The sequence below is a fragment of the Nocardia sp. NPDC050378 genome (assembly GCF_040655675.1).
GTDB classification, from domain to species: domain Bacteria; phylum Actinomycetota; class Actinomycetes; order Mycobacteriales; family Mycobacteriaceae; genus Nocardia; species Nocardia coubleae.
In genome coordinates, this window is record NZ_JBFAKI010000003.1 from 431,359 (window position 1) to 453,355 (window position 21,997).

General features: G+C 67.3%; 17 protein-coding genes. 8 read left to right on the top strand and 9 right to left on the bottom strand.

The genetic code is table 11. From position 1 onward, the window contains the following. Nucleotides 1-82: 82 nt before the first annotated feature. The 8 genes from AB0I35_RS09545 to AB0I35_RS09580 all read right to left on the bottom strand — a co-directional run bounded on the left by AB0I35_RS09545 (nucleotide 83) and on the right by AB0I35_RS09580 (nucleotide 10,982). The gene (locus AB0I35_RS09545) at nucleotides 83-1,705 is read right to left on the bottom strand and encodes a serine/threonine-protein kinase (RefSeq protein ID WP_357395338.1); all 1,623 of its coding nucleotides are present in this window, start codon (nucleotides 1,703-1,705) and stop codon (nucleotides 83-85) included. 90 nt (nucleotides 1,706-1,795) lie between these two features. After that, nucleotides 1,796-3,007, bottom strand: a complete 1,212-nt coding sequence (locus AB0I35_RS09550) for a hypothetical protein (protein ID WP_357395339.1) — start codon at nucleotides 3,005-3,007, stop codon at nucleotides 1,796-1,798. Nucleotides 3,008-3,013: 6 nt separating this feature from the next. Next, complete coding sequence (locus tag AB0I35_RS09555; RefSeq protein ID WP_357395340.1) at nucleotides 3,014-4,240, bottom strand: hypothetical protein; 1,227 nt, start codon at nucleotides 4,238-4,240, stop codon at nucleotides 3,014-3,016. An 11-nt stretch (nucleotides 4,241-4,251) separates the two neighbouring features. Further along, nucleotides 4,252-5,394, bottom strand: a complete 1,143-nt coding sequence (locus AB0I35_RS09560) for a hypothetical protein (RefSeq protein ID WP_357395341.1) — start codon at nucleotides 5,392-5,394, stop codon at nucleotides 4,252-4,254. Between the two features lie 324 nt (nucleotides 5,395-5,718). Then, entirely contained in the window at nucleotides 5,719-7,233 is a 1,515-nt protein-coding gene (locus AB0I35_RS09565; protein WP_357395342.1) for a serine/threonine-protein kinase, read from the bottom strand. 76 nt (nucleotides 7,234-7,309) lie between these two features. Continuing rightward, complete coding sequence (locus tag AB0I35_RS09570; RefSeq protein ID WP_357395343.1) at nucleotides 7,310-8,548, bottom strand: hypothetical protein; 1,239 nt, start codon at nucleotides 8,546-8,548, stop codon at nucleotides 7,310-7,312. Beyond that, entirely contained in the window at nucleotides 8,545-9,735 is a 1,191-nt protein-coding gene (locus tag AB0I35_RS09575) for a hypothetical protein (protein WP_357395344.1), read from the bottom strand. Before AB0I35_RS09575 ends, AB0I35_RS09570 begins: the two co-directional genes overlap by 4 nt. Nucleotides 9,736-9,791: 56 nt before the next feature. After that, a complete protein-coding gene (locus AB0I35_RS09580; RefSeq protein ID WP_357395345.1) occupies nucleotides 9,792-10,982 on the bottom strand; it encodes a hypothetical protein in 1,191 nt (396 codons plus the stop codon). A gap of 143 nt (nucleotides 10,983-11,125) precedes the next feature. Between AB0I35_RS09580 and AB0I35_RS09585 the strand changes: the two genes are divergently transcribed. From AB0I35_RS09585 to AB0I35_RS09600, 4 genes are all read left to right on the top strand, one after another. Next, nucleotides 11,126-12,427 (top strand): FHA domain-containing protein, encoded by a 1,302-nt coding sequence (locus AB0I35_RS09585; RefSeq protein WP_357395346.1) that lies wholly within the window; start codon nucleotides 11,126-11,128, stop codon nucleotides 12,425-12,427. Between the two features lie 222 nt (nucleotides 12,428-12,649). After that, nucleotides 12,650-13,351, top strand: coding sequence for an enoyl-CoA hydratase-related protein (locus AB0I35_RS09590; RefSeq protein WP_357395347.1), 702 nt, complete (start codon nucleotides 12,650-12,652; stop codon nucleotides 13,349-13,351). A 49-nt stretch (nucleotides 13,352-13,400) separates the two neighbouring features. Continuing rightward, the gene (locus AB0I35_RS09595; protein WP_357395348.1) at nucleotides 13,401-14,603 is read left to right on the top strand and encodes a M20 family metallopeptidase; all 1,203 of its coding nucleotides are present in this window, start codon (nucleotides 13,401-13,403) and stop codon (nucleotides 14,601-14,603) included. 125 nt (nucleotides 14,604-14,728) lie between these two features. Further along, the gene (locus tag AB0I35_RS09600) at nucleotides 14,729-15,892 is read left to right on the top strand and encodes a M20 family metallopeptidase (protein WP_357395472.1); all 1,164 of its coding nucleotides are present in this window, start codon (nucleotides 14,729-14,731) and stop codon (nucleotides 15,890-15,892) included. 51 nt (nucleotides 15,893-15,943) lie between these two features. On the opposite strand, the gene AB0I35_RS09605 is transcribed toward AB0I35_RS09600, so the two are convergent. Next, entirely contained in the window at nucleotides 15,944-16,408 is a 465-nt protein-coding gene (locus AB0I35_RS09605; protein WP_067490738.1) for a gamma-glutamylcyclotransferase, read from the bottom strand. A gap of 210 nt (nucleotides 16,409-16,618) precedes the next feature. Between AB0I35_RS09605 and AB0I35_RS09610 the strand changes: the two genes are divergently transcribed. The 4 genes from AB0I35_RS09610 (at nucleotide 16,619) to AB0I35_RS09625 (ending at nucleotide 21,964) form a co-directional block, all read left to right on the top strand. Beyond that, on the top strand, nucleotides 16,619-18,016 hold the full coding sequence (locus tag AB0I35_RS09610; RefSeq protein WP_357395349.1) for an NAD(P)H-quinone dehydrogenase: 1,398 nt from the start codon (nucleotides 16,619-16,621) through the stop codon (nucleotides 18,014-18,016). Between the two features lie 176 nt (nucleotides 18,017-18,192). After that, on the top strand, nucleotides 18,193-19,230 hold the full coding sequence (locus AB0I35_RS09615; RefSeq protein ID WP_357395350.1) for a hypothetical protein: 1,038 nt from the start codon (nucleotides 18,193-18,195) through the stop codon (nucleotides 19,228-19,230). A 531-nt stretch (nucleotides 19,231-19,761) separates the two neighbouring features. After that, entirely contained in the window at nucleotides 19,762-20,691 is a 930-nt protein-coding gene (locus AB0I35_RS09620) for a hypothetical protein (RefSeq protein WP_357395351.1), read from the top strand. Nucleotides 20,692-20,779: 88 nt separating this feature from the next. Then, nucleotides 20,780-21,964 (top strand): PLP-dependent aminotransferase family protein, encoded by a 1,185-nt coding sequence (locus AB0I35_RS09625; protein ID WP_357395352.1) that lies wholly within the window; start codon nucleotides 20,780-20,782, stop codon nucleotides 21,962-21,964. Nucleotides 21,965-21,997 lie beyond the last annotated feature (33 nt).

A 21,997-nucleotide genomic window follows, 5' to 3' on the forward strand; every position in this document is an offset into this window, starting at 1 on the left:
CGGCATTAGTTCCCCCTTCTTTATGAAATAGGTATAGGAGCTCCGTCGAGTGCCGCGTTGCTTGCCTGCGGCTTGCTATCTCTCAGCTGATCTCTCTTGCAATCGCGGGCACAACTTTGTCGATGAGTATCTGCTGCGACTGCGGGCTCCATACTTGGAAGGCCTGGACAGTAGCTGGATCGTCGATAACGACCATCTTGCCGCGACCGCTTGTGAGTGCATGCGGCAGGCCACGGAAGCCTCCGTTTCCAGCGAGAGAGTCGGTGCGTACGACGAGAACTACATCAGTGTCGTTCTTCAGGTTGTAGTCGCCAACCGACAATTGTCGAGGCGACTTCTCGTTACCGACTGCCTTGAACTCCGGGTTGTAGTCGAAATCGAGATCCCGCAGAAACTTCCATTGGTCGCTAGGGTTGAGGACAACTGAGAGGCTGGAGTTTCCGAAGTTGTAGGCGGTGATGGTCTTACCGCTGAATTCGGGGTGCTGGGACCTTGCTTCGCTCATAGGATCGTCAGCGGCAGCTGCACCGTCCGGCCGGGTGAGTACGTACACCCCCGTGCCGACCAATGCTGCGACGAGGAGAGCGATCAATCCGGGTAGCAATAGTTTTCGTGTGTGATTCGGGGTGCGAAGGGGTTGAGGGTTGCGGGCGGTGAGGATGTCACTTTCTGGGACGCCGCCGTGGTGCCCGGCGTTGGCTACGGTCGGTCCTGTGTTGGTGACCGTCGGGCGGCTGGGGTCGGGGGTCCAGCGCGGCTGAGCGACTGCCTCAGTAGCGGCGGTCATGGGGCCGCCGTTGAAGGGGGTAGGCATGCTCGGTGTGCTGAGGAAACCTTGGGACGCCGGGGCCTGCATGGGGCTGCCGAAGAGGGCGGTGTGGGCGTCTTGGACGAATTCGCGGCAGGTGTTGTACCGCTGGGCGGGGTCCTTGGCCATGACCTTGGCGATGACATGGTCGATCGCGGGTGGGAGGTCGGGGCGGACCGCGGTGGGCCGGGGTGGGGGCTCGTGCAGGTGGCCCATCATCACCATGGCCGACACTGTTGCCGGGTAAGGGTTTTGGCCGGTGAGGAGTTTGTAGAGGGAGCAGCCGAGGCTGTAGATGTCGGCGCGATGGTCGAGTTTGGAACCCATCAGCTGTTCGGGGGGAGCGTAGGCGATGGTGGCCATGATATTGCCGGTGGACGTGAGTTCCTGGCCGTCGTCCGACGACTTCGCGACGCCGAAATCGGTGAGTAGCACGCGCTCCTCGTCACCGTCCTCGGCGGCGGCGATGAGGAAGTTGGCCGGCTTGATGTCGCGGTGCAGCAGCCCGCGGCGGTGGGCGTAGTCCAGGCCCTTGCCGACCTCGCCGATGATGCGCAGCGCGCGGTGCGCGGGCATGCGCGCCGGGCCCTTCGCGACCTCGGCCGAGGCGTCGGTTCCGTCGATGTACTGCATGGCGATCCAGAGTTGACCGTCCTCATCACCACGGTTGTACACCGCGACGATATTGGGATGGTCCAGGCCGGCCGCCAGGTTCGCCTCACGTTCGAAGCGGGCGCGGAACTCGGAGTCGGTCGACAAGTCGCCGCTGAGCACCTTGAGGGCGTCGCGGCGTGGCAGGCTGGGGTTCTGGGCGAGGTAGACGGTGCCCATGCCACCGGCACCGAGGACCTTGATCACTCGGTAGCCACCTACAATTGCGCCGGGCCGCAAGGCCATTCGCATCTCCTCATCCTTCGCGCCCCGCAGTGCACGTGCCAACCAGGGCAATCTAACAGGTGCGGCGTTACCGCACCTCCCACGCATTCATCAGCTGAAACCGTGCAGAAGCTTGTACTGGGCGGCGATTCGCTGATGTGCGTCCTGCATGCTGCTTGCCGATACAGCGATGGTGTAGCGGCCGACGGTGCCCCGGCACGTCGGCTTCGACATGAAGGAACTTGTGGCCTTCGGGTCGACCGAGAAGCAGGTGAAAGTCGGCATGTTCGGTGGCGCTTCGGCCTTTACGAATGCTTCGTCGTCACCGGTGTCGCTGTCGAGCCAGGCGTGGAAGCGGGCAGCCGCGTCTTTATCGCGTGTGCGGTAGACCGTCCCGGCGTCGAAAGCGACGTAGTCGATGCCCGCATCCGCATAGGCGGCGATCGCGGCTGAGGGGTGCGACTCCAGGTGCAGTGCGGCCTGCGCGGGGTAGACGGCGGAACTGCTGGTCGCACGTTCGGGACGCTTCGCGGTTTCGAGCGGCAAAGTGCGGCTCAGCAGCGCTTCGGTGTCGAGGGGAAGATTCGCGATGTCGCTTATCGGGGTAGGCGAATACGATCGAAGCATCTCGATCTGTTTGTCGAAGTACTTCTGCACGACAGCCGCATCGGCGACAGGGTCGTAGGGCAGGCCCAACCAGTCTGTTACTCCGACGAAAAGCAACAGGTCGCCGCGCTGGAGCCATGCTCGGAGATCCTGAACTGGCAGGAACTCTTTGTCCAGTTCCAGCTTTGCCAATGCGTCCGAATAGTTCGGGATCGGATACACCGAACCTGCCGCACGGTTCGACAACTCGGTTGCCGCGTGTTTGGCCTGATCAGCAGTCTCGAACCGAAGGGTAATCGTTGAAACGGTTCGGCCCGCGTTCATCTCGTCGCGACGGTTACCTGACGATTCCCATCCAGCGACGACCCCCGGAATCACCGGAATGACAGCGTCGCCGTCGAGACCGGTGCCAGGGAAGTACGGGTAATCAATCGACGTGAGGTGCCGACCGCCGGAATTGCCCGTGGCGAAGACGAATCGCGGATCATATTGGACCGGAAGTGGTGTCGCCGCACCGATGCGAATAGCTTCACGCAATGCACCGGAGGTCGGGACACGAGTGGGTCCCAGATCGACCGGCGTGGTCGGGTAGTTGCCCGAATCCAGCTTGGCGACATCGATTTCCGGCGCGGGCGGCGCTGTCGCTTCGGACCCGCCACATGCACTCAACAGAAATCCGAAGGCGACGAGCGTGCTGCTCAGACGTAGTTTTCGCATTTTTCGTCACTCGCTCTTCTTCAAGATCACGTATTGCGCGGCGGTCCGTTCGTGCAGCACTGGGTCGGATTGCAGCGAGGATTTGGACACCGAAGTCAACGACATCACCACGGCCACATACCGGTCGTAGACCAAGACGCAGATGCCGTTGTAGTTGCGGTTCTTGTCGGCTTCGCCGAGACGGAGGCAGCGGGCATCGGCGATGCCTGGGGGTGAATCGAGCTCGGCGTCGTCCTTGCCTGGCTTGGCCAATGCCGTCTGAAGCTTGAACGCCGCTTCCACGTCGCGGGCGCGATACACGGTGCTGTAGCGACGACCGATCAGGTCGACCCCTGCTTCTTCGAAGGCTTTTCGAGCCGTTGCCGGGTCACGCTCATAGTGAAGGATCCCCGACGGCAGGAAGGTACCGGAATCCTCGTCGTAGAAACTCATGCCGTACGGGTCACCCGCGGGTGACTTGCCCATTGTTCGCCGCACGATCCCGTCCTGGTCACGCGGCAAGTCCATCAGATCATCCGGCGCTACGATCTTGAATTGGTCGAGCGCCGGGAGCTGCTTGTCCAGCGCCTGCTTGATCTTTCCGGCCAGTCCTGTCAGGTCCGGGGTCGACTGGAGTACTGCGGTGGTGACGACAAACGGACCGTGCTGTTGAAACGCGTTGACGCTGGCGTCGTCGGCGCTCGAGGCGTTCGCGTTCGGGTAGTCGGGGATCGATGCCGGGTGGCGCGGCGTCGCACCGGACATGGTGACCTGAAACATCGCCGCTGCGGCGTTTTTCGCGTCCTGTTCGGTGGCGAACTGCAGGATGCCGATGAGCGCGGACTCCGGAGTGCGGACACTGCCGTTCGTGCGTGACGCGCTGACGCCGACTACCAGGTTGTTGGTGGCTATCGCCTGGTTGTACTGCGCGGGAATACCACCGGTCTTGGACATCGCCTCTGGGTTCGCGAAGATCCTCGTGTAACCCAGCTCGGTCGCTGACGGCTGGAAGTCCATCGGAGGCACGAGCACATTGAGGAGCCGACGTCCCTCGATCAATCTGATCCGCTCCGACGTGCTGGACGGGAACCTTTCCTTGAATTCGGTGGGCTCGGTGATCTGCGCGCCGGTCTTCAGAGAGGCCAAGTCGACCGGGGTCAGACCGGGCTTCGCGGTGCCGGAAATAGGCGCGGCGCAACCTGGTCCAACAGCCAGTACCGCGAGTAGCCCAGCCACTCGTAGCGTGCTCTTCATCGCGGAAGTCCTCATCGTGCGGCCAGCAGAATGTACTGGGCGGTGACCTTCTGATGCAGGTCCTGCAGGTTCTTGTTGCGCACCTGCACCGAATACCTGTCCACCTGCATGTAGCAGAGGTGGTCGACGACCTTTTCCTGGCCCTCGCTGTCGGTGTAGGTATCGGCGAAACACTTGACCGGAACCGGCAGCTTTTCAGGAGCTCGCGCTTCCTTGACGCTCGGATCGTCCGGGGTGATTCCCTGTTGGTACATGCCGTTGGCACCTGCCGCGGAGGTCGAGCGGAACACGACGGAATCACCGAAGGTGATGAGGTCGACGCCGTGCTTCGAGAAGTCCTCGAGCACCTTCGGCGACGGACTCTCGAAAAGGCTGAGCGCGCCTCGCCCCGTCGCGAAGCCGTCGGGCTGTGCGCGAGCCGGTGCCCCCGGATCGGAGGGCAACGTCCTGCCCATCAGTCCTGTCGGATCGAGCGGTACATGTTCGAGTTTGTCCGAGGGTGTCGGCTGGAACTTGCCGAGCAGCGGGATCTGAACCTCGAGCGCCCGTTCCACCTGGGCGGTCAGCGAGCCCAGGTCGGGAGCCCGCATCTCGTCGTCGATCTTCATGAAGATGACGTAGCGATCGTGCACGGTCCAGGAACCGATCGAGGACACCGACGGACGCCAGTGCGCGAAAGTCTTGGGGTACTTGGTGATCGGCACCTTCACGTTCTCGGTGTTGAACGTGAAGTCATCGTGCTCGAGCGTCGGTCCCACCGATTCGGCGGTCTTCGCGTCGGGGAACATCAGTACCGAGAGATGGAGCTTGCGCGATTTGTTCTCGGCGTTGGGTTCGGTGGCCCACGAGTTGAGCCAACCGGCCACGAGGTCTTCGGCGACCTCGTCGAAGGTGTCGTTGACGATGAGTCCGCCGAGACCCTTGCGGTTCAGCACGATCTGAGTGCTCGGAACGAACGAATCGAACCGTGCGTCACGGACATACGCGGGATCGATCTCGAACGGAACAGCCACATGGTCCGCGAGGCGCTGAGCCTCCCACGCACGCGCCTGGGTCATGCTCTTGGCATTGCCGACCACCCGAGGTTCGGTCTGATAGTTGCCGTAGTCGAGACCCGAGGTATCAGGCGCCTCGCGCGTGGCGGAGCCCGACACCTGCCCGCCGCAACCGGCGACGGTGGCGGTGATGACGCTGGCGACTGCCGCCTGAAGTGCGAAACGGGTTATCGATGCGCCACGGCAAAGCCTCACGCCGCCCCCTCCAACTAACTCTTCGATCCGATCGTGAGCTCGTCGGCCCACCTCGTCCCCGGTGATCTGTTTCGCGGGCATAGTAGCGCACCCGCGGTTACGAGTTCCTTGTCAATCGCTGACCTTGCGTGGGCACCTGGGTCGAGTTCATGGGGCTGAAGTCGACTACCTGTGTCAAGGCCGACCAGCGGTCCGACGCATCGCAGCCACCGGTTCAGCGGTACACGGCTACTTCACCCGGTTCTTCAGGATGGGGACGAGGCGGGAGAGGAGGGTTTGTTCGGAGGTGGTGGTCCAGGTGCGGATGGCGGTGACGGTGAGGGGGTCGTCGATGGGGATGACGGTGGCTCGGGAGCCGGTGAGTTGGTAGGGGAGGCCGAGGAGGCCGCCGCCGCCTGCTTTTTCGTCGCTGCGGACCGCGAGGATGTAGCTGTCGTCGGGGGTGTCGAAGCGGGCGGTGGTGCTGGTGACTGGGCGGGGGGAGGGTTCTTCGCCGGTTTTGGTGTAGTTGAAGTTGTAGACGAAGCCGAGGTCTTCGAAGAATTTCGTGGGGAGGGTGCCGCCGAGGTAGGTGGCGAGTTTGCCGTCGGCGGCCACGTCGACCATGAGGACGGTTTTGCCTGCGAAGGCGGGGTTGTCCTTGCGGGCCTGCTCGAGTGGGGTCAGGGCGGCGGTGGTGCTGGTCGAGGGGCCGGGCGGGGTGGAATCGCCGCTCGAGGCCCAGATGCCGATGCCCGCGGCGACCGCGACCACAGCCACTACGGCCGCACCCGCGAGGAGCAGTTTGTTCCTCGACTTCTCGGGTGCCGGGGCGGCGGCTGCGGGGGGAGCGGGTGGTGACCACTGCTGCGGCACCTGGACGGGGTAGGTGGGGGCGGTGTGGTGGCCGGTGGGGTGCGAACCAGGCACAAGGGCGGCGGTCGCGGCGTCGGTGAATTCGCGGCAGGTGCCGAACCGCTCGTTCGGGTTCTTGGCCATGGCGCGGGCGATGACGTGGTCGATCGCGGGCGGCAGGCCGGGGCGCACCGCGGTCGGTCGCGGTGGCGGTTCGTGCAGGTGACCCATCATCACCATGGCCGGTTGCGTTGCGGGGAAAGGGTTTTGGCCGGTGAGGAGCTTGTAGAACGAGCAGGCGAGGCTGTAGATGTCGGCGCGGTGATCGAGGTGTGTACCCGACAGCTGCTCCGGCGGCGCGTAGGCGATGGTGGCGAGGAAGTTGCCGGTCTGGGTGAGTTCGGAGGCGTCGTCGGTCGACTTCGCGACGCCGAAATCGGTGAGCAGGACTCGCTCTTCGTCGCCGTAACTGCTCGACAGCAGGAAGTTCGCCGGTTTGACGTCGCGGTGCAGCAGGCCGCGCCGGTGCGCGAAATCGAGGCCCTTGCCGACCTCGGTGGTGATGCGCAGGGCGCGCAGCGGAGTCATGGCCTGCGGGTCGCGGGCGAGTTCGGCGGCGGCGTCGGTGCCCTCGACGAACTGCATGGCGATCCACAGCTGGCCGTGCTCCTCGCCGCGATTGAAGACCGAGACGATATTCGGATGATCCAGTCCGGCAGCCAGATTCGCCTCCCGCTCGAAGCGGGCACGGAACTCGGGATCGTTGCTGAGTTCGGCGCTGAGAATCTTCAGCGCGTCGGTGCGGGGCAGGCTGGGGTGGGCCGCGAGATAGACCGAGCCCATCCCGCCCGCGCCGAGCTTCCGGATGATCCGGTACCCGCCGACGATGGTGCCGGGGCTCATCGCCATATCTCACGATCTCCTGACTCGGTGCATCCTGTCCCGCTCGGGCCGGAGCATAGCGAAACCGGCGCGTACGGGGCAGTCATCGGGTATTGGCGAACAGTGCGTACTGGGCCGCGGCACGTTGATGTGCGTCGAGCAATTGGCTGCCACCGACCACGCCGACGTATTGCTTGTACGCCACCAGGCAGCTGAAGCGCTTGGCGCCGTCGAGGGTGCGGTTTTCGACGCAGGCCGACTGGGGCAGGTTGGGTGGCGCGGCGGCGTCGGCTTTGGGGTGGTGGGGGAAGAGTTTGTCGGTGACGGCGCGCTGGGCCGAGGCAGGATCGGTGGTGCGGATGGTCATCGTGCCGTGGGAGAAGGCGACCTGTTCGGCGTTCATCGCGGCGAACTGCTCGGCGATGCGGTCGCGTTCGGGGGAGAGGGGGACGCCGGAGGTGCCTGCGAAGTGGAGGGCGCCCGCCCTGGTGGTGACCGTATGGGAGCCGTCGCCGCCGGGGAAGGTGAACTGGTCGGGGTTGAGGGTGCGGACCAGCAGGTGGTCGGGGTCGAAGGGGAGGGTGTACACCTCTTCGTCGGTCAGGATCGGTACGTCGGCCAGCGCCTTGATCTGCTTGTCGTAGGCGGTTGCCGCTAGGGCGGTCAGCGCGTTCTGGTCGGGTTTGTCGACCGAGAGCAGGAACGCGAGCACGTAGGGGCCGTGCGGCAGCAGGGTGCGCAGGAAGGGGGAATCGGGGCGCCAATGGGAACGGGCGGCGGGATAGCCGGGAATGCTCACGGGCTGGTTGCGGCCCTCGAGGGCGGCGAGGTCGGCATCGTGGAATTCCTGGGCGGCCGCGGTGGCGCGGTCGGCATCGGGGAATTGCAGCACCATGGTGGCGGCTGTGAATTCGTTCGTCGGTTCGTTCATCGGCCAGCCGCTCATCGCGCTCACGGTGGAGTCGCTCGAAGCGCCGGCGGACAGGAATCCGTAGAGCATCTTGTGCTTCTCGGCGATCGGCTCGATGACATCGTAGTCGCCGAACTCCCAGGGAGTGGTGCCGTCGGAGAAGGCGCGAGCACCGGTGCCGTACTTCATTCGCGGGTCGATGACCGCGGCGTCGATGACGTGACTCGCGATACGCATACCGGCCACGTTGTACATCTCGTAGAAGTCGGGGGCCGGATCGTCGTCGTGGGCGTTCACCGGTTCGGTGGGGAAGCTGCCGACATCCAGGGTGCGGATATCGATTTCGCCGGGCAGTGCGGTACCGGTGACCTCGGAACCACAGCCCGCGAGGACGACGGCGAACACGGCGATCGCGAATCGGCGGATTCTCATGACGCGTTCACCAGCAGGGCGTACTGGGCGGCGGCGCGTTGCTGCACGTCGAGGAGCTGGTTGGACCACACGTACGCGGCGTAGCGGTCGTAGGAGACCGCGCAATAGAAGCGGATCGCGAAGCGCTGATTGCGCCCGATGTATTCCTTGCATTTGGCGCTCGGCAGATTCTTCGGTGGGTCGGCAGCGGTGAATTTGCGGGTGAGACCGCCCAATTCGTCGCGCACGGCCTGCGCGCCCGCGATATCGCGCGCCCGGTAGACATCGGCGCCGTCGCTGGCGTACAGGTCGACGCCGTTGTCGGTGATCATCGCGGTCGTGCTCACCGGGTCGGAGGTGAAGTGGCGGGCGGTGCGGCCCGCGTAGACGCCGGGCGGGTTGAGCCAGGAATCCTCGCGGGGGCGGGGCGCGGTGCGGCCGAGCATGCCTTCGCGGTCGCGCTGCAGAGTCATCAGATCGGCGGTGGGAGTGAAGTTCGCGACCGAGGGGACGATGGTGTCGAGACTTTTGCGGGTCAGCTCGAGCAGGGCTTGCTTGTCGACCTTGCCGAGCCAGATCTTCAGATAATCGTAGAACCAGGTGTAGATCACGAGATGCCCGGTGGCGAACCACGATCCGATCGACTGCTGATCGGGCTGCCAATGTGCTTTCGCCGCAGGATAACCCGGGATCTCGATCGGCTGATTGTTGGGCGCGTAGCCGAAATCGAGTTGCTCGAGCGCGGTCGCGGCGGCGGTGGCCTTCTGCGCGTCGGGGAAAACCATGACGGCATTGACCATGTCGATGCCGTGATTGTCGGGCGCGGTCTGGGCCGAACTCACGAAACCACCGATGAAGTCGGGCGCGATCTCGGCGAACCGGTCGACGGCCATGATCTTGCCGAGCGCGGCCTCGGGATCGATGAACACCGAGGCGATCGACGGGTTGGTGTGAATGAACCGGGGATCGATATCGGCGGGGGCGGGGACGTGATCGCCGAGGCGTTCGGCCTCGATGAAACGGGCCTGATCCATGCTTGCGACGGTGCCGACCACCCGGGGCTGCGTCGGGTAGTTGCCCACATCGAGGGTGGCCAGATCGACCGGCGGATCACTCGCCGCAGCCGCTTCCTCCCCGGATCCGCACGCCAGCAGGCCGGTGAGCAGGACGGTCGCCAGTGCGGCGCAGGCCGGTTTCCTCGACAGCACGGCGATCATTCCTCCCCGAAACGATGGTCGGCCGAATAGTAACCCGTTCCGCCGACCTACAAACTGTTGGCCAACAGTGCGTATTGGGCGGCGACTTTCTGCCGGATCTCCGGTTCCTGCTCGGCGCCGACAATGGCCAGGTAACGCTTGTACGGGACGTAGCAGCGGTATTCGGAATCGACCTCGGAGTTGCCCTTCGCATTGAGTTCGAAGCATTTGGCGCCGGGCACATCGGTGGGCGCGGGCACGGAATCGTAGTGCTCCGCCGAGTCGATGAAGCCCTGCATCAGCGCTTCGGCTCCCGCCTGATCGCGGACGCGGGCGATGGCACCGCCTTCGACCAGGGCGTACCGGTCGGCGCCCGCGGCTTCGAGGAGACGTTCGCGGGCGGCCTCGTCCTCGACACGGCTCACGATGTGCTCGGGGCTGTACACGGCGAAAGTGCTCTGGTCGGGCTCGGTCTCGGTGGTGTCCTCGACGACGGCACGGGCCAGCAGGCCGTCGGGGTCGACGGGCAGGTCGGCGAGCTTGTCGTAGGGAGTCGGGGTGAACTTCGCGAGCTGGGCCAGACTGGCCTCCAGCGACATATCGATCCAGGACACGAGGTCGTCGGCGTCGGCGCGCGGCCGCTGCACGAACAGCGAGATCACGAATTCCTTGTGCGCGTGGAAGGCGCCGACGGTGGGGATACCGGGACGCCAATGGACATATGCCTCGGGGTATTCGGTCGAGGCGAGCTTGCGGTTGTCCGGGGAGACACCGAGGTCGACGTCCTCGAGTTCGCGGGCGGCAAGCGTGGCCGAGGCGCTGTCGGGAAAACGGAGCACCGCGGTGGTGATGGCAGTGGCGTCGGGACCGGGGCGTTTGCTGCCGTCGGGATCGGCGCGGTCGGCGCCGAGCGTCACATAGCCGGTGACGAACTTGCGGTTCTCCAAGACCGGACGCGACACGTTGGCGATGAAATCGAGTGCGCGTTCCACCGACGGGATCACGGTCGAACCGCGCCCGTACGACATCGACGGATCGATCCGGACCGTCGGCGGCACGGCGCCCGACATCCGCATGCCCTCCACGAGCGGACCTGCGCTACCGGCCTTTTCATCGTGTGAGCGTTTCTCGACGGCGAAGGTGCCCACCTCGAGTTTGCGCACATCGATCTCACCTGCGACCGGGGTGCCACTCACCGCGCAGCCCGTGAGGGCGATCGTGGCTGCCGACAATGCGAACGCGACGCGGATCCTGATCATGGCTGCCCCTCGGTGTTCCTCCCGCTGTAGGTGTGAAGTTACCGGAACAAGCCCGCCCAGGGGGCCCTAAGTGTGGTGCTTTGCCATAGTCTGGATGTCATGTCGACGACCCTGCTGCGCGGTTCCGGTGGAGGCCGATACCTGTGAGGGATCGGCAGGTCGAAATCGTGCCGGGCGCGCATGCCGTGGCGCACGTGGCGGGAGCGGTGATCGCGGTGGCGCACCGGCAGCCCGGACGCCTCACCCCGGAATCCACCGCCGCTGTCGCCCTGGAATCGCTGGCCGAGCTCGTTCGCACCGCGGTGGAGGCGGAACCGGGCGGGCCGGGCGCCTCGGTCGCGCGGGAGGCCACCCGGTGGCTGATGAAACACGCCGAGCAGATCTCGCCGGGTGTGCCGATCGACTTCGGGGTGCTCTCGGCCGCCGACAACGGTGGCGTCGCGATCTTCCTGCACGGCGCGGTGACCGCCGTGCTCGCCGGCGATCGGGGGCCCGAGTACTACCGGGGTAGTGACGCGGCGTTCACCGTCGACCGGGTGGCCTCCGAACCCGCCAAGGGCGTGGCGCTGTTCGTCGACGATGCCAAGGGCCGCATCCCCGACCTGCCCGCCGAGCGCGGCATCGGCTGGCTGGTCGAAGGCATCGCGCAGGCGGCCGGGGCCGTGGTGTGGGCCAACGATGTGCGAAGCCGGGTGCGCACCGCCGACCCGGACGCCCGCCGCCTGCCGCCGCCCACTGCCCGCATCGACCGGGAACCACGCCAACCGCAACAGGATTCGCGTCCGGCCGAGGCGGCTGCCACTGGGATGCAGCCCGCGACCTCGATGCTGGATGCGGTGACCGGAACCAACCACGACCTCGTCGACCCGCACAACGCCGAAACCCGCACCGCCGGAACCAATCCCGCCCCCGAACCCGACCCCGACCTGCAACGCAGGCTCGAGGCCACGGCCCGTTCGACGGTGCTGACGGTGAAGGTGATGGGATTCAAATGCGCGCGTGCGCATCCCAGCGACCCGCGCTCGGCGTTCTGCACGGTGTGCGGCATGCCGGTCGACCAGACCCAGGCACTGGCCGAGGTGGTCCGCCCGCCGCTCGGCATGCTCGTCCTCGACGACGGCATGACCTACCTGCTCGCGGCCGACGCGGTGATCGGGCGCGACCCGGAGAATTCCGAAGCGGCACAGCGCGGCCTGATCCCGTTGCGCATCGACGACACCTCCGGCGGCATGTCCCGCGCACATGCCGAAGTGCACCTGGTGAATTGGGACGTGCAACTACTGGATCGCGGTTCCACCAACGGCACCCGCAGCCGCCTACCCGGCTACCGCGACTGGATCCGGCTCACCCCGAACCAGCCGCTGGTGCTCGTCCCCGGCACCGAGATCATGATCGGCAACCGGGTTCTGCGCTACGAACCCGCCGCGCCGCCCCCGTTCGGCTGAATTATTGGAGCGCTGGCGCGCTCGAGTTCGCGGCCCCCCATGTCCCGACGATCAGGCACCGTGGCTTGCTCCTTCGTCGCCTACGCCACGGCACCTGATCGTCGGGACGGCCGCGAACCGCCGCTGCGCGGCGATCCCTCCTCGAGGTCGGGATGTGCGGGGCTGGGAAGGGTGTCTACCCGCGAGTAGGGGAGTGTTCTGGCGCGGACTATTCTCCCCGGTATGCCGTATTTGGAGCGCTCTGGTGAAGTTTTCGTCCTGTACCTCGGTAACGAGGGGCAGACCGACAACGAGAACCGTTTCTCGCCGGACTGGATCGACGCCTTCCACGCCGAACTCGACAAGGTCGAGGCGTCCGAGGGGGCCGCGGCGCTGGTCACCGTGGCGACCGGCAAGTTCTACAGCAACGGCCTCGACACCGACTGGGTGTTCGGCAACCTGGACAAGATCCACGGCTACCTCGACCGGGTGCACACCCTCTACTCCCGGCTGCTGACCTTCCCGATGCCGACCGTCGCCGCCATCAACGGTCACGCCTTCGGTGCGGGTGCCATGCTCGCCTCCGCGCACGACTTCCGGGTGATGCGCGGTGACCGCGGCTTCTGGTCGCTGCCCGAGGTGCACCTCGGCATGCCCTTCACCATCGGCATGAACGCGCTGCTGCAGGGCCGCCTCAGCAATCAGGTGTGCGTGCAGGCCATGACCACCGGGCACCGCTTCGGCGCCGACGAGGCGATCGCCGCGGGCATCGTCGACGCCAAGGCCGATGCCGAGCAGGTGCTGCCCACCGCCGTCGCCCGCGCGGCCGCGCTCACCAGCCTGCGCAAGCCGATCACCCCGATCATCAAGACCTCGCTGCACGCGGAGACCCTCGCCGCGCTCGCCACGCCGGTGACCCCGGAGAACCTGCCCTTCGGCGGCTGAGCTCCTTCGCCGGTGCGCCCGGGTGGAGCACTGATGCGAGACTGAGTGCATGGCACCCTCGCGTACCGGCGAATTCTCGGCGACCGCAGCCGATACCGCGATCCTCGCGGCCTCGGACGAGCTGATCGGGCTGTCGCACGCAATTCACGCCGAACCCGAACTGGCCTTCGACGAGACCCGGAGCGTCGCCAAGGTGCTCGCCCCGCTACGCGCCCGCGGCTTCGCGATCACCACCGGAATCGCGGGGCTGCCCACGGCCTTTCGCGCCGTCTACGGCAGCGGCCCGCTCACCGTCGGCATCTGCGCCGAATACGACGCGCTGCCCGAGATCGGGCACGCCTGCGGGCACAACATCATCGCCGCGTCCTCGACCGGTGCGGCGCTCGGCCTGGCCGAGGTGGCCGATCAGCTCGGCATCACCGTCGTCGTGCTCGGCACACCCGCCGAGGAGAGCGGCGGCGGCAAAGTACTCATGCTCGAGGCAGGCGCCTTCGACGACATCGCCATGGCGATGATGGTCCACCCCGGCCCGGCCGACATCGTCGGCGCCCGATCGCTGGCACTGGCCGACCTCGCCGTCACCTTTCACGGCCGCGAGGCACACGCGAGCGCCGCCCCCGAACTCGGCCTCAACGCGGGCGACGCGATCACCGTCACCCAGGTTGCTCTCGGCTTGCTGCGCCAGCATCTGCGGCCCGGCCAGCAGCTGCACGGTATAGTGTCCGACGGTGGTGTAGCCCCCAACATCGTGCCCGGACGTGCGGAGTTGCTGTACTACCTTCGCGCTGCCGACGCCGCGTCCCTGGACGACCTGATGCGCCGGGCGAAGGCATGCTTCGCGGCGGGCGCCCTGGCGACCGGCTGCACCCACGACATACGGACGCTCGCGCCCACCTATACCGAGCTCACCCCCGACCCGGAACTCATCGCTGCCTACCGCGCGCAGATCACCGGTTTGGGACGGGTGCCGATCGCGCCCGAGCTCGAGGTGCTGCGACCGCTCGGGAGCACCGACATGGGCAACGTCACCAACGTGATCCCCGGCATCCACCCGGTGATCGGCATCGACGCCGGTGGCGCGGTGACCCACCAACCGGACTTCGCGGCGGCCGCGGTGAACGCCTCGGCGGATCAGGCCGTGATCGACGGTGCGCTCGCGCTGGCGCGTACCGCTGTCGCGATCGCGCGCGATGAAGTACACAGGGACAGGTTGTTGCAACGTCTGATCGAACGACAGGAGGACATTCGGTGAGTATTTCCGGCCATTCGGGCACCGCACGCGCAGGCGCTGACGCTCTATCGATGGGTGTCGCCACCCCGTCGGTGATGCGTGAGCCCACGGTGTTCCCGACCCGGCCGGCCGCCGAACCAACCATGATGTCGGGAACCGAGATCGTCGACGCATGGCTGGCCGAACACACCGGTGACCTGGTGCAATGGCGCAGGCACATCCACGCCAACCCCGAGTTGTCGCGGGCGGAGTTCGCCACCACCGAATTCGTCTCCGGCTGGCTCACCAAGGCGGGCCTGACCTGGGAGGTGCTGCCCGGAGGCACCGGCCTGATCTGTGATCTCGGACCGTCCGACGGACCGCGCATCGCCCTGCGCGCCGACATGGACGCCCTGCCGATGCAGGAATTCACCGGCCTGAGCTTCGCCTCGACCGTGCCCGGCGTGTCGCACGCCTGCGGTCACGACGCGCACACCACGGTGCTGCTGGGGACCGCGCTCGCGCTGGCCGAGGCCGAACACACCCTGCCGGTCGGCGTGCGGTTGATCTTCCAGCCCGCCGAGGAAGTGATGCCCGGCGGCGCGCTCGACGTGGTCGCCGCGGGCGGGATGAACGGCGTGGACCGGATCTTCGCGCTGCACTGCGATCCACGACTGGAAGTGGGCAAGGTCGGGCTGCGGACCGGGGCGATCACCTCGGCGGCCGACACCGTCGAACTCGTGCTCGACTCGCCCGGCGGGCATACGTCCCGGCCGCACCTCACCAGCGACCTGGTGTATGCCATCGGCACCGTCATCACCGGGCTGCCCGGGCTGCTGAGCAGGCGGGTCGATCCGCGCACCAGCACCGTGATGGTGTGGGGCGCGGTGAGCGCGGGCAAGGCACCCAACGCCATCCCGCAGACCGGCATGCTCACCGGAACCGTCCGCACCGGCGACCACCCCACGTGGTTGCTGCTCGAGCCGCTGGTCCGCGAGATCGTCGACAGCCTGCTCGCGCCGACCGGTGTGCGGTACCAGCTCAACTACAAGCGCGGCGTGCCCCCGGTGGTCAACGATCCGGCCTCGACCCTGATGTTCGAGAACGCCGTCCTGGCGATCGGACCCGACACGCTGGCCGACACCCCCCAGTCGGGCGGCGGCGAGGACTTCTCCTGGTACCTGGAACACGCGCCGGGCGCGATGGCGCGTCTCGGCGTCTGGTCGGGCACCGGCGAGCAACTCGACCTGCATCAGCCGACGTTCGATATCGACGAACGCGCGCTTGCCGTCGGCGTGCGGACACTGACGAATATCGTGCTGCAGGCGTGAGGGGCGGCGGGGAGTGCGGTAGGTGGCGCACTCCCCGGGTTCGGGGCCGGCTCAGGCCGAGCCCGGACCCACATTCTTGCTGTTGCGGGTGCGCAAGGCGTGCACGTAGTCCTCGGGTGCGCCCGCCTTCTCGGCGGCATCGGCGATGACACCCAGGTAACGCGCCGACGGCAGCCCACCCTCGTACGCGTCGAGCACGTACAACCAGGCCAGCCGGGACTCGCCCTGGGTGCCGGTGACCCGCAGCCGGATCTTCTTGTGGATGCCGAAGTCGGAGCCCTCCCAGCGGTCGAGGCGTTCCTCGTCCTCCGGGGACACGTCGTAGAGGACGACGAACACCCGGGAGCCTGGATCTTCGACGACGGTGGCCAACGGCCCTTCCCAGCCGATGTCGTCACCGGCGAAGGTCAGGCGCCAACCTTCCAGCCACCCGGTCCCCGACATGGGCGAATGCGGGCAGCGTTCCAGCATCTGCGTGGAGTCCATGTTGGACCCGTAAGCGGCATAGATCGGCACCTGAGGAACTGTAGCCAATAAACCGCGCGGAATTCCTGTCTCCCACCCAGATCGGCTCACTGTCACACCCGGCGGTGACGGCGAACACGCCGAACGTTGTTCACCGAGCCGACCCGGTCGCGTCACGGCGCACCTGAAATGATGGGGCGACAGCGCGGGCGGCCCTCACAAGGGGCGATGCCCGATCAGGCGAGCACAGGAGCGTGACTGGTGGCACGGATTGCGATCATCGGCGGTGGACCGGCGGGATACGAGGCGGCTCTGGTGGCCGCCCAGCACGGGGCCTCGGTGACCCTGGTCGATGCCGACGGCATCGGTGGCGCCTGTGTGCTGTGGGATTGTGTTCCGTCGAAGACGTTCATCGCCTCCACCGGTCTGCGTACCGATCTGCGCCGCGCCCGTGACCTCGGCATCACCCTGGACGCGAGCCAGGCGAAGGTGAACCTGCCCGAGGTGAACGGCCGCGTGAAGGCGCTCGCCCTCGCCCAGTCCTCCGACATCCGCGCCAAACTGCAGGCCGCAGGAGTGCAGTTGCTGGCCGGGCGCGGTGAATTGGTCGGTCCCGCAGCTGGTTTGGCGCACCGTGTGCGTGCCACCATGGCCGACGGCAGCACCGAGGAATTCGAGGCCGAGGTGGTGCTCATCGCCACCGGCGCCAGCCCCCGGGTGCTGCGCGGTGCCGAACCCGACGGTGAGCGCATTCTCACCTGGCGCCAGCTGTACGACCTGCCGGAACTGCCCGAGACCCTGGTGGTGGTCGGATCCGGTGTCACCGGTGCCGAATTCGTCTCCGCCTACACCGAGATGGGTGTGCGGGTGAAGCTGGTGTCCAGCCGCGACCGCGTGCTGCCCGGCGAGGACGCCGACGCCGCGCTCGTGCTCGAGGAAGCCCTCGCCGAACGCGGTGTGGAACTGGTCAAGCACGCCCGCGCCGACGCCGTGGAGCGCACGGCCGACGGCATCGTGGTGAAGCTGTCCGACGGGCGTACCGTCACCGGCACCCACGCCCTGATGACCGTCGGCTCCACCCCGAACACCGCCGAACTCGGTCTCGACCGGGTCGGTATCGAACTCGACAACGGCTACCTGCGTGTCGACCGCGTGTCGCGCACCTCGGTGCCGGGTATCTACGCGGCGGGTGACTGCACCGGCCTGCTCCCGCTCGCCTCGGTGGCCGCGATGCAGGGCCGGATCGCGATGTACCACGCGCTCGGCGAGGGGGTGAGCCCCATCCGGCTCAAGACCGTCGCCTCGGCGGTGTTCACCCGCCCGGAGATCGCGACCGTCGGCGTGAGCCAGACCGCCATCGACAACGGTGAGGTGCCCGCGCGCACGGTCATGCTGCCGCTCAACACCAATCCGCGCGCGAAGATGTCGGGGCTGCGCCGGGGCTTCGTCAAGATCTTCTGCCGCCCGGCCACCGGTGTGGTGATCGGCGGCGTGGTCGTCGCCCCCATCGCCTCGGAGCTGATCCTGCCGATCGCGCTCGCGGTGCAGAACAACCTCACCGTCACCGACCTCGCGCAGACCTTCTCGGTGTACCCGTCGCTCACCGGATCGGTCACCGAAGCCGGTCGTTTGCTGATGCGCCACGACGACCTGGACTGAGCCCCCACGGCCGATGTCCGAAAGCTACTGCCGCGTTGCCTGTCTCGCGCTCATATGGTTGACTCACGGCCGAGGCGCGTTCGAATGTGAGCGCGTGGTGGATTGTGGGGGATTCCCTCCGGGAAAGGGATTAGCGAAAAGTGAAGCATCGTAAGCCGAGTCGGGCGCAGCGAGCGATGGCAAGCACGTCGTTGCCCCTGGCCGCCGCCGCGGCCGTGGCGACCCTCCTCGCGGCTCCGGCCGGCGCGGTCCCCAGCGACCAGCCGACCACACCCGCGACTCCGGCTCCTGCGCAGCCGGGCACCGAGACCCCGAGCCAGCAGCCGGGAGAGACGCCGGAGACGGTCACTCCTGAAGAGAAGCAGCCGGAGACCCCGGAGAACGTGAAGCCGGGCGAGTCCAAGCCCACCCCGGCGCAGCCGGGTGTCACCACCCCCGCGCCGGAGGAGCCGGAGCAGGCCAAGCCGACGCCGAGCCAGCCGGGCGTCACCACCACCCCGCGTACCGCGCCGCTGCCGGTGCCGGGTCAGGCCGGTCAGGGCAACCCCGCTCAGCCCGCCGTGAACAACCCGGAGAAGCCGCAAGAGGCCGCGCCGGGCCAGCAGGGTGGCACCCCCGCCCAGCAGACGCCCGCGCAGCCCTCGCAGAACCAGCCCGCCGCCCCGCAGGCGCAGGGCGGTGCCGCCGAAGACGGTCCCGAGACCCTGGTGCAGGAGCCGCAGGAAGCGCAGGAGCCCGCCTGGCAGGCGCCGCGCCTGGCCAACGCGCCCGCCGCGCCGGTCGTCGAGATGGAAGGCCCGCACCAGGAAGTCGGCGTCACCGTCGACGGCGGGTCGCTGCTGCCGGGTGTGCTGGCCAACACCCACCACTACAACAACGCTTCCGGGTACGTCGGCACCATCGGGTACCGCACGCCGGGTGGCGGCTTCGGTGACGCCGGTGTGGCGGTCGAGTACGTCGGCGAGAACTCGGTGAAGGTCACCACCTTCAACGGTGGCGACGGCCGCCCCGACAACACCATGGTCACCGTCCTCGACACCACCCAGGCCAACCTGGCCAAGGCGGCGGTCGAGAACTGGATCAAGGCTCAGCCGGGCGGTGCCGCCGCGATGGAACAGGCCGCGAAGGCTACACTTCCGGTGCCGGGGGAGCTGCTGCAGACGATCAACGTCGCGGGTGTCACCACTCAGTGGGGTGGCTCGCTCCAGTACTGACACGCAGTACGTCGTGTGGGGCGGTCGGATGGCGACCGCCCCACACGTGTGTCCTGGGGAAAGGATGGGACTGTGGCCACCGAGGATGACGAGAACGAGCGCGGCCGTAACCGGCCCGCGAGTGAATTCGGTCCTCCCGTAGGCGATTTCGGGCCGCCGGTCGACGACGCCGGTTTCGGTGGTCCGCTCGCCGTGCCGCCGCCCGCTCCGCCGGGACCGCTGCCGGAGGTGGGTTGGCGACCCGCGCAGCCGGGCTCCGCGCCCGGGCCGTTCGGTGCGCCGGTGGCCCCGGCTGGACCCGTTCCGCCCGTCGCTCCCGGTCCAGTGCCTCCCGCCGGGAGCGTTCCGCCGAATGCGCCTGTTCCGCCGCGCGGGTCGGATCCTGCTGTGCCACCGCGTCGTTCGGCTCCGACATCTGTCTTCGGTGATGCCGTGTCCACGCCGCCGCCCACGAGTCCGCCTGCGCCACCTCGTTCTTCGGCACCGACCTCCGTTTTCGGTGGGGCCACCCCGCCGCCCGCGAACCCTGTTGTGCCACCGCGTCCTTCACCGTTCGGTGAGGCTGTCGCGACACCGCCGCCCGCACGACCCACCCCGTCCGCCGATCCGACGGTGCGTTTCGGTGCCGACGCTGCCGCCGCCGGTAGCTCGGTGTTCGGCGATTCGGTGCCGGTGACTTCCGGGAAGGAAGAGACCGAGGTCATCCGGCGCAACTCCGCGCCGCGCCAGCAGCGGATCGCCGAACCGAAACGCGCCCCCGAACCGCCGCGCGCGCCGGCCAAGGACAACGACGCCGAGGAACGGGCCTGGTGGAACAGCCCCGACGACGACGGCGGCGTCCCTAAGCCGCCCGAACCCGGCCTGTCCTGGGCCGACGACCCCATCGCCCGCAGGCTCGCTCCGAAGACGCCGCCCGCGCCGGTCGCCGAGGAGTCCGAGCCCGACAACCGGATGCGCTGGATCATCGGCGGTGTCGTGGCCGCGGTCCTGCTCGTCGTCGCGCTGGTGCTGACGATCGGGCTGGTCAAGCGTGGTGGTGGCGAGGATCCCGGGCCTACCGCGGCACCGGTCACCTCCGCCGCGGGTACCGACTGCCGGACGATCGCCGACGAGGGTCTCACCGTCGGCAACGGTCCCGGCGACACGTCCTCGGGTGCGAGGGCGATCCTCGGCTTCCAGTACGCCTTCTATGTCGAACGATCCGGTGCGCGCGTGCGTGAGTTCGTCGCGCCCGACGCGGTGAACATCTCGCCCGCCGATGTCATCCAGAAGGCGATCGACGATCAGATCCCGAGGGGTACCACGCACTGCGTGAAGGTGCGCGAGACCGGTGTCGGCGTCTATGACGTGGAGTTGCGCGAGTGGCATCCCGACCGTACGTCGGTGGTCTACAAGCAGGAGATCGTCACCACGCTGACCGATGGGAAGTGGCAGGTCAAGTCCATCACTGCCCTCCCATAGTCCCATTATCTGGGACAACAATTTCATATTCTGGTGAATGCTGTGCGATCGTTGGTCATCGCGTCCCCTGGCGTTCCCGGAGGTTTCCATGTCGCTGACCAGTCCAGCATTGGCGGGCAAGCTCGCCGGTTTGCAGAGTTCGGCGATCAGGGACCTGCTCAAACTCACCGCGCGGCCGGAGATCGTCAGCCTTGCCGGTGGTCTGCCCGACGCGGCACTGATGCCGGGCGAGCGGATCGCCGCCGCCGCCGAGGCGGCCCTGCGTGATCCGGCGGTGCTGCAGTACACGGAGTCGCCCGGCTGGCCCGCGCTGCGTGCGGTGATCGCCGATCGCGAGTCCGCCCAGATCGGCCGGTCGGTGCCGGTCGGCGAGGTGTTCATCACCCATGGTTCGCAGCAGGCGTTGTCGCTGCTGGCCGAGGTGCTGCTCGATCCCGGCGCGTTGGTCGTGGTGGAGGACCCGGCGTATGTCGGTGCGCTGCAGGTGTTCCGGGCGGCCGGTGCGCGCATCGTCGCCGTGCCGCTCGACGCCGACGGGCTACGTGTCGACGTGCTCGAGGAGCTGCTGGCCGCCGGTGAGCGTCCGGCCGTCGTCCACACCGTCGCCAACTTCCACAACCCCGGTGGGGTCACCCTCGCGCCCGAACGCCGCCGTCGCCTCGCCGAACTCGCCGAGGCACACGGCTTCTGGGTGATCGAAGACGATCCCTACAGCGAACTCTGGTTCGACCAGCCGGCCCCGGCGCCGGTCGCCTCCTACTCACCCCAGGTGATCCGGCTGTCCAGCGTGTCCAAGATCCTGGCCCCCGCCCTGCGCGTCGGCTGGTTGATCGCCCCCGAAAAGGTCTGTCGCGCAGTCGAACTCCTCAAACAAGGCGCCGACCTGTGCGGCTCGGCCCTCACCCACCAGATCGCCACCGACCTGCTCACCGACACCGACTGGCTCACCACCCACGTCGACACCATCCGCGCCGCCTACGGCACCCGCGCCCGCGCCCTCGTCACCGCCCTGCGTACCACCTTCGCCGACCGCGTCCACTGCACCGATCCCACCGGCGGCATGTTCATCTGGGCCGATTTCACCGACGGCACCAACGCCTCGATCCTCCTCCCCACCGCTTTGGAAGCAGGCGTCGCCTACGTCCCCGGCGCCGCCTTCGCCGTCACCGACGCCTACCAGACCTCCATGCGCCTCTGCTTCACCACCTCGGACGAGCCAACTCTCACCGAAGCGGTCAACCGCCTGGCAAAAGCAGCCACGACCAGCGTTTGACAGTGGCTCGCCGGTCGCTCGGATGTGCCTCGA